This window comes from Sphingomonas aerophila (genome assembly GCF_014199305.1).
Lineage (GTDB): Bacteria > Pseudomonadota > Alphaproteobacteria > Sphingomonadales > Sphingomonadaceae > Sphingomonas > Sphingomonas aerophila.
On the sequence record NZ_JACIJK010000008.1, the window covers coordinates 61,969 to 73,129 of the forward strand.

Here is an 11,161-nt window from a genome sequence, read left to right on the forward strand (position 1 = left end):
GCTAACGCGTTTCGAGCAGTTGTAGCGTTCGCGTGGCGATTGGGATCAGCTGAGCCTCTGATGTGAAGCCATCAGGGCGGTGCCAACCGATCGCGACGGCGAACCAGTGGCCGGATTTGGTCTGGACCAGGAAGTTGAGGCTGAGCACGCCCGGCTCGGACCCGCCCTTGAAGCCGAGATAGGCGAAGCGCGCCGCGGTTGCGGGATCAACGCCGGGGTTGATCGACATGATGGCCCGCGCGGTGTTGCCGCCAGCCACCCTGATCCGATCGAGCAATGAAGCAGTCGAACGCGGGCTGGCGAACCATTCAACCGTATCCGTCGCGACAGGGCCATTGGCGAACACGCCCGTGCCGAGCGGGGTTACGGCAAATCGCGGTGCGTCTCGGGCCAGCAGGGCTGTCCGACCGGCCGGATCAAGCGCGATCCAGCGCGCTCGCAGCGCCACGTCTCCCTTCAGCACGAACGCCTCGCGGGTGGTGAGCACCGGGGTCGACAGTCCGGTGGCGGCCGCCGCGCGATCGATGGCGGTCCGCCCGAGTTGCCCCATCAGCGTGTCGGTCGCGGTGTTGTCGCTGATTGAGATCATCAGCGTGGCGAGCGTCTGGATGGTGACGGGCGAAGCCGGTGGCCAGGCTTGCAGCATCCCGGACGGCAGGGATCGTGGCCCGATCGTTACGACCTGACGCCAACGATCAGGCTGGCTTCCGGCCTGACGAGCAGCTTCCGCGAGCACCCACAGCTTGAACGCCGAGCCGAGCGGCTGCGGCCTGTCGCCTGCCACTTCGAGTAGAGGCGTTGGGCTGCCCTTTTGGAGCGCATAGACACCAATAGCAGCCGTACCGGGCAGGGCGCGCAAGTCGGCCTCGACCCGCGCCAGCGTGTCGTCGTGCGTAACCTGATCGACGATGCGCAGGCCGGTGATCTGGTGCGGTGGTGCCGGGTCCAGCACCATCTCCATCGTGGCGCTGCCTCGTTCGAATTCGACCGCCAGCTGGGCGTGCCAGCGAACCGGAACGGCCATCGTGTCGATCCGCACCGGCTTTCCGAGCGACGCGGTAAGGGCCGCCGTGATGGCTGCAAACTGTTCCGCGCTGATCGCGGCGCGGAAGCTGGGCGCAAACAGCTCGTCATAGCTGCCCGCGCTTTTGAGGAGGCCGAGCAGCGCATTGGCGCGCGCGGGAACGGCGGCGTCGACCTGCACCGCGGCTGCCGGCGGAGCGGGCGCCTGCGCTTCCGCCATTCCGGACAAGAGCGCCAGCGTGAAAGCCAGCGCCCGCATCAGCTCTTCAGCTTCCAGCCCCGGCGTAACAGCGCATAGCAGAGCGCCGCCAGGGCGACATCGATGGCGAAAATTACGAGGCTGCCCACCAATACGGGCGAGTCGGCGGTGCCCACAAATCCGTAGCGAAAGCCCGAGATGATATAGAAAAAGGGGTTGGCGTGGCTGAAGGCCCGGAACGCGGGCGCGAGCCGGTCGACCGAGTAGAAGGTGCCCGACAGCAGCGACAACGGCGCGATGACGAAGTTGGTCACCGCGGCCGCATGATCGAACTTCTCCGCCCAGATCGAGGTCAGCACCCCCAGCAGTGACAGGAACATGGCACCCAGAAAGCCGAACCACAGGATCGCGCCGGGGTGGCGCGGGAACACGTGGACGCCGGGGTACAGCGCCATCGCCAGCCAGCAGATTGCGCCAACGATAAAGGCCCGTGTCATGGCACCACCGACGAGAGCGGCCAGCAGCTCGCCCGTCGACAATGGGGGCTGTAGATAATCAACGATGGTGCCCTGGATCTTGCCTACCAGGAGCGAGAAGCTGGCGTTGGCGAATGCCGGCCCCATCATGCCCTGGCTGATGATCAGGCCGGGAGCGATGAAATCGGCAAAGGGAAGAACCGCGCCACCAACCTCGACCGGCCGCTTGGCCCCCGTCGCGACCGTGAAGACGATCAGGAACAGCAGAGTTGTGATAGCAGGCGCCCAGATCGTCTGGAGGTGGACCTTGAAGAAACGACGCACCTCCTTGATATAGAGAGTTCTCAGGCCGCCCCAGTTCACATTCCGGATAACTGGAACGCCGGGGGCGGCTCTTATTGCCGAACCATATTGGCCGATGGGGGGCTGGCTGCTCATAGCCAAAGCGGGTAACGGCTGCTGGCGCCGCCCGCAACCGGCCGCGATTTGATTGAGGAACGCGGGAATGTCCTGGAACGACGAGCGAATCGAAACGCTCAAGACGATGTGGGAAGCGGGCCAGACCGCCAGCCAGATCGCGGAAGCCCTTGGTGGCGTCAGCCGCAATGCGGTGATCGGCAAGGCCCATCGTCTGGGGCTGCAGTCGCGCCCGTCGCCGGTCCGCCCGAACGAGCCTGAAGCGAAGGTCGAGGTCGTGGAACCTGTCGTGGTGTCACCCGTGGTGGAGCTGGCGCCCGAGCCCGAAGAAATCGACGAGCTCGAGGAGGCCGAGAGTGAGTCCTCGCCGGCACCCGCCGCGGCTGAGCCCGCGGCCCGCCCTGCGGAGCCGCAGCAAATTCTTCGTTCCGTCGGCCCGGGCGGCTTTGTTCGCCAATCGCCCGGCGAGCAGCAGCCTCCGGCCACGCCCGCCCCGCCACGTCGGCTGGTTCCGGCCAAGCCGTCCGCCGAGATGGCGGGCAAGACCAGCCTGCTCGATCTCAACGATCGCATCTGCAAGTGGCCGCTGGGCCATCCGGGTGAGCCCGACTTCCATTTCTGTGGGGTCAAGGTGAACCCGGGATTCCCTTATTGCGTCGAGCATTGCGGGCACGCGTATCAGGCGCAGATGCCACGGCGTGACCGGCGCCCACCGCCGCCGCTGCCCTTCGGCGGCCCGCGAGTCCGCTAAGCTGACGCTCCCGCCGACAAAGGTCTGCTAATCTCGTGATCAGCGGGCCTTTGTCTTCTATGTCATGCCTTACTGGTCGCCCGACGCTTAGAAGCGGAGGCCAGTCTTGGCGCAAAGATCGCCAGCGGAACATGCCGTGCAAACGGCGGGAGTCGGCTGGCAGTCGTGCCAACGCCGCGACCTCACTCTCGTCAAAGTTTTTGCGCGTGTTCCAGTCCGATCGAGAAGGTGGCTCCGATCCGGTACTCGATGCCGTTACTCGCGTTGAGAATGAGCCGTACGCATTGCTGAAGCAGCAGTTCGCGACAATCGTCCGAGTGGCACGAAGCGCGAACATCCGCTAAGGCGGTGTCATGGCCGACGACTTGTTCGCTAATCCCGCCCCGCCCCCTTCCAACTATGACGCATCGTCCATCGAAGTTCTCGAGGGGCTGGAGCCGGTTCGGCGGCGCCCGGGCATGTATGTCGGCGGCACAGATGAGCGCGCGCTCCATCACCTTGCGGCCGAGGTGCTCGACAATGCCATGGACGAAGCCGTCGCAGGCCATGCTACGCGCATCGAGGTGCTGCTGGAGCCGGGCAATCGGCTGACCATCACCGACAACGGGCGCGGCATGCCAATCGACCCGCACCCCAAGTTCCCGGACAAGTCGGCGCTGGAGGTAATCCTGTCGATGCTGCATTCGGGCGGCAAGTTTTCGGGCAAAGCTTATGCGACATCCGGCGGCCTGCACGGCGTAGGCGTTTCTGTGGTGAACGCCTTGTCCTCAGACACGGTTGTGGAGGTCGCGCGCGACCGGCAGCTATATCGCCAGCGCTTCAGCCGGGGCGAGACGCTGGGGCCGCTGGAGAATGTCGGGGCGGCACCCAATCGGCGTGGCACGTCGGTATCGTTCACCCCCGACACGGAGATCTTCGGGCCAGAGCTCGGCTTCAAGCCCCAGCGCTTGTACAAGCTCGTTCGGTCGAAGGCGTATCTGTTTGCCGGCGTGGAGATACGCTGGCGCTGCGCCCCCGAGCTCGTGGCGGACACCGACGTGCCGCCAGAGGCCGTGTTCCAGTTTCCGGGCGGCCTGGCCGATCACCTGCGCGAACAAATCGGCTCGCGTGAGTGCGCCACCGCGGATTTCTTTGCAGGACGTCAGGACTTTCCGGGCGATCAGGGCAGGGTGGAATGGGCCGTGGCCTGGCCGCTGTGGTCGGACGGCAGCTATAGCTGGTACTGCAACACCATTCCGACGCCTGACGGCGGGACGCACGAGCAGGGTCTGCGTCAGGCCTTGGTTCGGGGCCTGCGCCAGTTTGGTGAGCTGGTCGGGCAGAAGAAGTCGAAAGACATCACGGCGGACGACGTCGTGGTCGGCGCGGAGCTGATGCTGTCCGTGTTCATTCGCGAGCCTCAATTCCAGAGCCAGACAAAGGACCGCCTGACCAGCCCGGAAGCAGCGGGTCTGGTTGAGCGGGCGATGCGCGACCATTTCGACCATTGGCTGGGCCACAACATGGACCGGGGCAAGGCGTTGCTCGGCTATGTGCTGGACCGCATGGACGACCGCCTGCGCCGCAAGCAGGAACGCGAGGTCAAGCGCAAGACGGCGACCAGCGCGCGCAAGCTGCGTCTTCCGGGCAAGCTGACCGACTGTTCGGCCGACGATCCCACAGGCACCGAGTTGTTTATCGTAGAGGGTGACTCGGCCGGTGGCTCGGCCAAGCAGGCGCGCGACCGCAAGACACAAGCGATCCTGCCGATCCGCGGAAAGATCCTCAACGTCGCATCAGCCACGTCCGCCAAGATAGTGGCAAACCAGGAAATTGCTGATCTGATCCAGGCGCTGGGGTGCGGCACCCGCAAGGAATGCCGGCCGGACACTCTTCGCTACGAGCGGATCGTCATCATGACGGACGCCGACGTCGACGGCGCTCACATTGCGACGCTGCTGATGACGTTCTTTTTCCAGGAAATGCCGGATCTGGTGCGTCGTGGGCACCTGTATCTGGCGCAACCACCGTTATATCGACTGACCGCCGGCGCGAAGTCGCTCTACGCCCGCGACGACGCACATCGTGCCGAGCTGGAGCGCACGGCTTTCAAGGGCAAGAAGGTCGAGGTTTCGCGCTTCAAGGGACTAGGGGAGATGAACCCGCAGCAATTGCGCGAAACCACCATGGACCCGGCGACCCGGGGCATGATCCGGATTACGCTGCCCCAGGAATATGAGGAGCGGGCGGGCGTCAAGGATCTGGTCGACCGGCTGATGGGCAATAACCCTGCGCACCGCTTCGCCTTTATCCAGGAGAATGCTGCACGGCTGGAGGACGAGGCGATCGACGCGTGAGGCTGAACTGACAGGTTGCCCCGAACGGCTGCCGTGGGGCCACGGGAGACGACAGCAGCCTGGCGCCGCGGTGCCCTCTCCAATGACCGCTGGCAGCCGCATCCAGCTATCTTGTGATGACGCAGGTTGGTCCTTGCCGGTTGCTCCCGTGCGCCGCCGCCGATAAAAGGCCGCTCCGGGCGGTCTGGATTGGGCCGCCTTCTCTCGTTTCGGAGGAGAAGCATCGTGTCCACCCCTGCGCTCATGCCCGTTTACCCACGGTGCGGGGTGCGTCCGGTGCGAGGCGAGGGCGTGTACCTGTACGGCGAGGATGGGCAGCAATTTCTTGATTTCGCGGCCGGGATCGCGGTCAACGCGCTCGGTCACGGGCACCCGCATTTGGTGAAGGCGATTGCCGAACAGGCGGCGACGTTGATGCACGTGTCGAACCTGTACGGCAGCCCGCAGGGTGAGGCGCTGGCGGAGCGGCTGGTCGCCAACAGCTTTGCCGATACCGTGTTCTTCACCAATTCGGGCACCGAAGCGATCGAGTGCGCGATCAAGACGGCGCGGCGTTACCACTACGCCAACGGCAACCCGCAGCGCACGACGCTGATCACCTTCAACAACGCGTTTCACGGCCGCACCATGGGTGCGATCAGCGCGACCAATCAGGCCAAGATGCGCGACGGGTTCGAGCCGTTGCTGCTTGGCTTTCGCTATGCGCCCTTCAATGACCTGGACGCCGCGCTGGCGCTGATCGACGGCACGACTGCCGGTTTCCTGGTTGAGACGATCCAGGGCGAAGGCGGAGTCTCGGTCGGGACCGAGGCCTTCATCACTGGCCTGCGCAAGGCGTGTGACGAGCATGAACTGCTGCTGGTGCTCGACGAGGTCCAGTGCGGCTATGGGCGTACGGGCAAGATGTGGGCGTACGAACATTATGGCGTCACGCCCGACATCATGGCGGTGGCCAAGGGCATCGGCGCTGGGTTCCCGCTCGGCGCGTGCCTCGCCACCGAGGAAGCCGCCAAGGGGATGGTGATCGGCACCCATGGGTCGACCTATGGTGGCAACCCGCTCGCCATGGCGGCCGGGCAGGCGGTACTCGACGTGATGCTGGAGCCCGATTTCCTGTCGCATGTGGAGACGATTGGGCAGCGGCTTCGCCAGTCGCTGGAGCAGATGATCCCCAACCATGACGGGTTGTTCGAGGAAGTGCGCGGGCGCGGGCTGATGCTTGGCATCAAGCTCAAGGCAGGCAACGAGCCGCGCGAGTTCGTGGCCCACCTGCGCGACAATCATCAACTGCTCACGGTGGCCGCTGGCGAGAATGTCGTGCGCGTCCTGCCCCCGCTGATCATCGACGAAAGCCATGTGGCCGAATGCGTCGAGAAGCTGAGCGAGGGCGCACGGACCTTTGTTGGGGCGAGCGATGACTGAGCTGCGCCACTTTCTCGACCTGACCGATGCCGGCGCCGACGCGATCGCCGCGATGCTGGCGGACGCGCTGGACCGCAAGGCTGCACGCCGAGACTGGCCAAAGGGCCGCGTCGACGCCGACGCCCCGCTCGCCGGGCACGTGCTGGCGATGGTGTTCGAGAAGAACTCGACGCGGACACGGTTCAGCTTCGACATGGCGATACGGCAGCTCGGCGGAACGTCGATCGTCGCCGATGCGGGTTCGATGCAGCTTGGCCGTGGCGAGAGCATTGCCGACACGGCGCGTATCCTGTCGGGCTATGTCGACGCGATCATGATCCGCACGGACGACCATGCCAAGGTTGAGGAGATGGCGCGCTACGCTTCGGTGCCGGTGATCAACGGACTGACCGACGCGTCACACCCGTGTCAGGTCATGGCGGACCTGCTGACGATTGTAGAGAGCGGCCGCGCGTTGCCGGGGTTGAAGGTCGCGTGGCTGGGCGACGGCAACAACATGCTCGCCTCGATCATCGAGGCGGGCGGCCTGATGGGCTTCGACGTCGTCGCGGCGTGTCCTGACGGCTACCGGCCGAGCAATGCCGACATTGCGCGCGGCGGCGGGCGTGCGCGGGTGGTCGATAGTGCGGCCGAGGCGGTCGCCGGGGCCGACGTTGTTGTCACGGACACCTGGATCTCCATGGGGCAGTCCCACGCGGAGGCGAAGCTCGCGGCCATGATGCCGTTCCAGGTGACGCCGGAGCTAATGGCCAGCGCGAAGCCGGACGCGAGGTTTCTTCACTGCCTGCCGGCGCACCGCGGCGAGGAGGTCGTCGAAGCGGTGATCGACGGGCCCCAGTCGCTGATTTGGCCCGAGGCAGAAAATCGGTTGCACGCGCAAAAATCTGTGCTGCGTTGGTGCTTCGGGCAGATCGGTTGACCCGCGCCGCTGGCGACACCATCTCGCGACTGTCCGAAAGTCCTAGCGCCCCTGGCCATCCGGGGGCGTCCTGCTTTTCACGCGGGAGGGCTTCGTAACGCTCAGCCCGAACGGATTGCATGGAACAGTTGACCACCGACCTTGATCGCGCGCTCGGTTTCGCGATCCCCTCCCGCAGCGCCCGGGGGCGCCTCGTCCGCTTGGGGCCGACGTTGGATGCGATCCTGTCCGCCCACGCCTATCCGCCCGCGATTGAGGCGTTGCTGGCCGAGGCGCTGACGCTGACGGCGCTGATCGGGTCGACGCTGAAGGACCCGGAGGCGCAACTCACCATGCAGTCGCGGACCGAGACGGGCGTCGTCACGCTTCTGGTCTGCGATTATCGGGGCGGTGAGGTGCGGGGCTATGTCGAGTTCGACGCCGAGCGGCTGGCCATGGCGCCCGAGAACCCGACGCTGTTCGCGCTGTTCGGCCAGGGTTACCTCGCCATCACCTTTGACCTGGCGGCTACGGGCGAGCGCTATCAGGGCATCGTGCCGCTGGACGGCGTGACGTTGGTCGACGCCGCGCAGAGCTACTTCGTACAGTCCGAACAGATTCCGACGCTGGTGCGTGCGGGCATCCGCAAGGGCCCGGATGGTCGCTGCGTCGCGGGCGGCCTTTTCCTCCAGCACCTGCCCGAGGGTGAGGAGGGGCGAGAGCGCCTCCATACACGGCTCGATCACCCCGAGTGGGAGCACGTGGCTGCGCTCGGCGAGACCATGGGAGCGGACGAGCTTGCCAGCGCGACAGTGCCGCTCGAGACGCTGGTGTGGCGATTGTTCAACGAGGAGCAGGAGGTACGGGTGCTTGCGTCCACGCCGCTGGTCCGCGGCTGTCGTTGCACACTCGAACATTTCGCCGCCGTGCTGGGCCAGTTCCCGCCCGACGAGCAGCGCGCCATGGCCAACGACGACGGCAACATCGTGGTCGATTGCCACTTCTGCGCGCGCCAATTTCCCATTCGCGTCGCCGAGCCTGCTTGAGCGGGATGGGGCGAGGCACTAGCGGCTGACCGATCATGACCGAACAAAAACTTGCCGTCGCCCTGGTATCTGGCGGGCTCGATTCAATGGTGTCCGCCGCGCTTGCTCGTGAGGCCGGCTTTCGGCTGCTTGCGCTCTCGGTCGATTACAACCAGCGTCATCGGGTTGAATTGAAGGCGGCGGCCCGAGTGGCTTCAGCGCTGGGCGCGGAGCGACATGTCGTGTTGCCGCTGGACCTTTCGGCGTTTGGCGGCTCCGCGCTGACCGCCGACATAGACGTGCCGAAGGACGGGGTGCAGCCCGGCATCCCGGTCACCTATGTTCCGGCGCGCAATACTATTTTCCTCAGCCTGTCGCTCGGCTGGGCAGAGGCGGCGGGTGCACGCGATCTATTCATCGGGGTCAACGCGCTCGACTATTCGGGTTATCCCGACTGCCGTCCTGAGTTCATCACCGGCTTTGAGCGGCTGGCGGAGCTTGCCACCAAGGCGGGCGTAGAAGGCGAGCCGTTCCGCATCCAGGCGCCGCTTCAAGCGATGACCAAGGCCGACATCGTGCGCGAGGGCGCGCGGCTGGAGCTGGACATGGGGCTGAGCTGGTCGTGCTATGACCCGGCTCCCGATGAGAAACACTGCGGCCTGTGCGACAGTTGCCGCCTCCGCTCAAAGGGGTTCGAGGAAGCGGGCGTGCCCGATCCGACCCGCTACGCCGCGCGTCCCTGATGGCCTATGCCGTCAAAGAGTTGTTCCTGACCCTGCAAGGAGAGGGAGTGAATGCCGGCGCACGGGCCGTGTTCGTGCGATTTGCTGGGTGTAACCTGTGGTCCGGGCGAGAGGCCGACCGGGCGAGTGCAATATGCCGTTTCTGCGACACCGACTTTGTCGGCATGGACGGGGGTGGCGGTGGCCGCTTCAACGACGCCAGCGCGCTGATCGCGGCGGTGGAGGAGGCCTGGGGACCGGGGCTAAAGGATCGCTTCGTGGTCCTGACCGGTGGTGAGCCGATGCTGCAGGCTGATGACGCTATAGTCGACGCGCTGCATGGCGCCGGCTTCCGGATCGCGATCGAGAGCAACGGCACCTTACCTGTCCACCCCGGTATCGACTGGGTGTGCATAAGCCCAAAAGCCGGCAGCACAGTGGTGCAGCAATCCGGCGACGAGTTGAAGCTGGTCTGGCCGCAGGCTGGTTTTGACCTGGATATCTTGGAGAGCTGGGACTTTTCCCATCGGCTGATCCAGCCATTGGACGATCCATGGGCGGCGGATCACCAGCGGGCTGCGATTGAGCTTGTGTTGGCGCGTCCACAATGGCGCCTAAGTATCCAGACCCACAAGCTGCTGGGCCTGCGCTAAGCGCAGGCCCAGGCATGATCAGCGTGCGGCCAGGCTGGTGCCGACCGGTGGCCAGCCCAGGGCGCCGCACTTCTTGGTCTGCCAACGCGCCTTCTTGTCCCAGCAGATAGCGTCAAGGCGCGGCACCGGCAGGCGGTTGGGATCGTGACCCACGTAGCGGGAGAACATCTGCTCACCCGCAGGCGTCATCGAGTTACGCAACTCGCGCATCCGCTGTTCCGCCAAGTCGCCGAAATGGCCGCGCGGTGTGAATACAGCGTCCCGGCCAATCTCCGACGCGGTCTCGCAAAAGTTAATCTGCGCCCAAACAGTGGTGACATTGGCATAGGTGCGAGTGCCGAACTGATCGAGCGCCTTCTGTCCCGCCGGCTTGCCCTTCGCAGTGCGGGCGAAATATTTGGTGAGCGTGTCGAAAGCCCCTTTCAGCTCGTCGCCATGATCCTTCAGCATCGCATTGTAGTTGCTGACCGTCAGGAGCGTCGGTTCAAATTGGCATTGCAGGGCTGCGACGTTGAGTGCCGCACGCATGGTCCAGATCAGGCCTGCACGTTGCTCCGCCGGGGTAGCGCCGGGCAAGGCTTCCATGATGCCGGTTTCAGTGCCGGTCACGGGCTCACCGCGCATGTCCTTAGACTTGAAATAGAATTGTGCGGACGCCGGGCCGCTTGCCAGCAGAGCCACCACGAGCGCCCCCGCGCCCGCTTTACGCCAACCCTTCATTACACCCTCCCGAAACACAGGCTGCGGAATCTACGTGGTTTTCCGGCCAATCCCAAGCGAAATTAACTAGTCCGCGCTCGGCGGTGGCCGGGATGCGGCGGACGGCCCAAGCATGGAGTAGCTCGGCGGAATCGAAAAGGGACCGCCCGGTATCCCGGACGGCCCCTTTAGAGAACCTTCGCATAAACGGAGCCCGAAGGCCCCGGATTACATTGCGTTGGTGGTCGTGCCGGTGTTCGACATCGTGCTGTCGTTCGACATCATCGAAGTGTCGTTCGACATCATCGAGGTGTCGTTCGACATCATGCCCGAGTTCATCGAGCTGTCGACGGCGGTCATGTTGTCGGACATCGTGTCCATGCCCTCGGTCGCGTTCATGTCGGTCACCGTGGTGTTGTCAGTGGTGGTCTCGGTCTTCGGGCCGCAGGCCGCAACCGCGAGCGCCGCGCCGGCGATCATGGAGCCGGTCAGGACCTTGGAAATCATTGCACGCATTGGAAGCTCCCTTGAGAAGAGGAT

11 protein-coding genes are annotated in these 11,161 nt (G+C 65.0%); 7 read left to right on the top strand and 4 right to left on the bottom strand.

What is annotated here, in order from left to right; all coding sequences use genetic code 11:
- Position 1: 1 nt before the first annotated feature.
- Complete coding sequence (locus FHS94_RS13325) at positions 2 to 1,282, bottom strand: serine hydrolase (protein WP_184058669.1); 1,281 nt, start codon at positions 1,280 to 1,282, stop codon at positions 2 to 4.
- Positions 1,282 to 2,136: an ABC transporter permease gene (locus FHS94_RS13330; RefSeq protein WP_184058671.1), complete on the bottom strand. Its 855-nt coding sequence runs from the start codon at positions 2,134 to 2,136 to the stop codon at positions 1,282 to 1,284. Before FHS94_RS13330 ends, FHS94_RS13325 begins: the two co-directional genes overlap by 1 nt.
- A 67-nt stretch (positions 2,137 to 2,203) precedes the next feature.
- Between FHS94_RS13330 and FHS94_RS13335 the strand changes: the two genes are divergently transcribed.
- From FHS94_RS13335 to queE, 7 genes are all read left to right on the top strand, one after another.
- Complete coding sequence (locus FHS94_RS13335) at positions 2,204 to 2,866, top strand: GcrA family cell cycle regulator (protein WP_184058673.1); 663 nt, start codon at positions 2,204 to 2,206, stop codon at positions 2,864 to 2,866.
- A gap of 353 nt (positions 2,867 to 3,219) precedes the next feature.
- Positions 3,220 to 5,202 (top strand): DNA topoisomerase IV subunit B, encoded by a 1,983-nt coding sequence (parE, locus tag FHS94_RS13340; RefSeq protein WP_184058675.1) that lies wholly within the window; start codon positions 3,220 to 3,222, stop codon positions 5,200 to 5,202.
- A 225-nt stretch (positions 5,203 to 5,427) separates the two neighbouring features.
- Positions 5,428 to 6,624: an acetylornithine transaminase gene (locus FHS94_RS13345; RefSeq protein WP_184058677.1), complete on the top strand. Its 1,197-nt coding sequence runs from the start codon at positions 5,428 to 5,430 to the stop codon at positions 6,622 to 6,624.
- The gene (argF, locus tag FHS94_RS13350) at positions 6,617 to 7,543 is read left to right on the top strand and encodes an ornithine carbamoyltransferase (RefSeq protein WP_184058679.1); all 927 of its coding nucleotides are present in this window, start codon (positions 6,617 to 6,619) and stop codon (positions 7,541 to 7,543) included. The genes FHS94_RS13345 and argF overlap by 8 nt, the downstream gene beginning before the upstream one ends.
- A gap of 119 nt (positions 7,544 to 7,662) precedes the next feature.
- A complete protein-coding gene (gene hslO, locus FHS94_RS13355) occupies positions 7,663 to 8,568 on the top strand; it encodes an Hsp33 family molecular chaperone HslO (protein ID WP_184058681.1) in 906 nt (301 codons plus the stop codon).
- A 35-nt stretch (positions 8,569 to 8,603) separates the two neighbouring features.
- Positions 8,604 to 9,290: a 7-cyano-7-deazaguanine synthase QueC gene (queC, locus tag FHS94_RS13360; protein ID WP_184058683.1), complete on the top strand. Its 687-nt coding sequence runs from the start codon at positions 8,604 to 8,606 to the stop codon at positions 9,288 to 9,290.
- Complete coding sequence (queE, locus tag FHS94_RS13365; RefSeq protein ID WP_184058685.1) at positions 9,290 to 9,922, top strand: 7-carboxy-7-deazaguanine synthase; 633 nt, start codon at positions 9,290 to 9,292, stop codon at positions 9,920 to 9,922. Before queC ends, queE begins: the two co-directional genes overlap by 1 nt.
- An 18-nt stretch (positions 9,923 to 9,940) precedes the next feature.
- On the opposite strand, the gene FHS94_RS13370 is transcribed toward queE, so the two are convergent.
- Together FHS94_RS13370 and FHS94_RS13375 are read right to left on the bottom strand one after the other, a co-directional pair.
- Positions 9,941 to 10,642 (bottom strand): hypothetical protein, encoded by a 702-nt coding sequence (locus FHS94_RS13370; RefSeq protein ID WP_184058687.1) that lies wholly within the window; start codon positions 10,640 to 10,642, stop codon positions 9,941 to 9,943.
- Between the two features lie 207 nt (positions 10,643 to 10,849).
- The gene (locus tag FHS94_RS13375) at positions 10,850 to 11,137 is read right to left on the bottom strand and encodes a hypothetical protein (protein ID WP_184058689.1); all 288 of its coding nucleotides are present in this window, start codon (positions 11,135 to 11,137) and stop codon (positions 10,850 to 10,852) included.
- Positions 11,138 to 11,161: the final 24 nt, after the last annotated feature.

Coding starts and splice junctions, on each gene's coding strand:
- FHS94_RS13325 (WP_184058669.1), bottom strand. CDS start 1,282: ATGCGGGCGCTGGCTTTCACGCTGGCGCTCTTGTCCGGAATGGCGGAA.
- FHS94_RS13330 (WP_184058671.1), bottom strand. CDS start 2,136: ATGAGCAGCCAGCCCCCCATCGGCCAATATGGTTCGGCAATAAGAGCC.
- FHS94_RS13335 (WP_184058673.1), top strand. CDS start 2,204: ATGTCCTGGAACGACGAGCGAATCGAAACGCTCAAGACGATGTGGGAA.
- parE (WP_184058675.1), top strand. CDS start 3,220: ATGGCCGACGACTTGTTCGCTAATCCCGCCCCGCCCCCTTCCAACTAT.
- argF (WP_184058679.1), top strand. CDS start 6,617: ATGACTGAGCTGCGCCACTTTCTCGACCTGACCGATGCCGGCGCCGAC.
- hslO (WP_184058681.1), top strand. CDS start 7,663: ATGGAACAGTTGACCACCGACCTTGATCGCGCGCTCGGTTTCGCGATC.
- queC (WP_184058683.1), top strand. CDS start 8,604: ATGACCGAACAAAAACTTGCCGTCGCCCTGGTATCTGGCGGGCTCGAT.
- queE (WP_184058685.1), top strand. CDS start 9,290: ATGGCCTATGCCGTCAAAGAGTTGTTCCTGACCCTGCAAGGAGAGGGA.
- FHS94_RS13370 (WP_184058687.1), bottom strand. CDS start 10,642: ATGAAGGGTTGGCGTAAAGCGGGCGCGGGGGCGCTCGTGGTGGCTCTG.
- FHS94_RS13375 (WP_184058689.1), bottom strand. CDS start 11,137: ATGCGTGCAATGATTTCCAAGGTCCTGACCGGCTCCATGATCGCCGGC.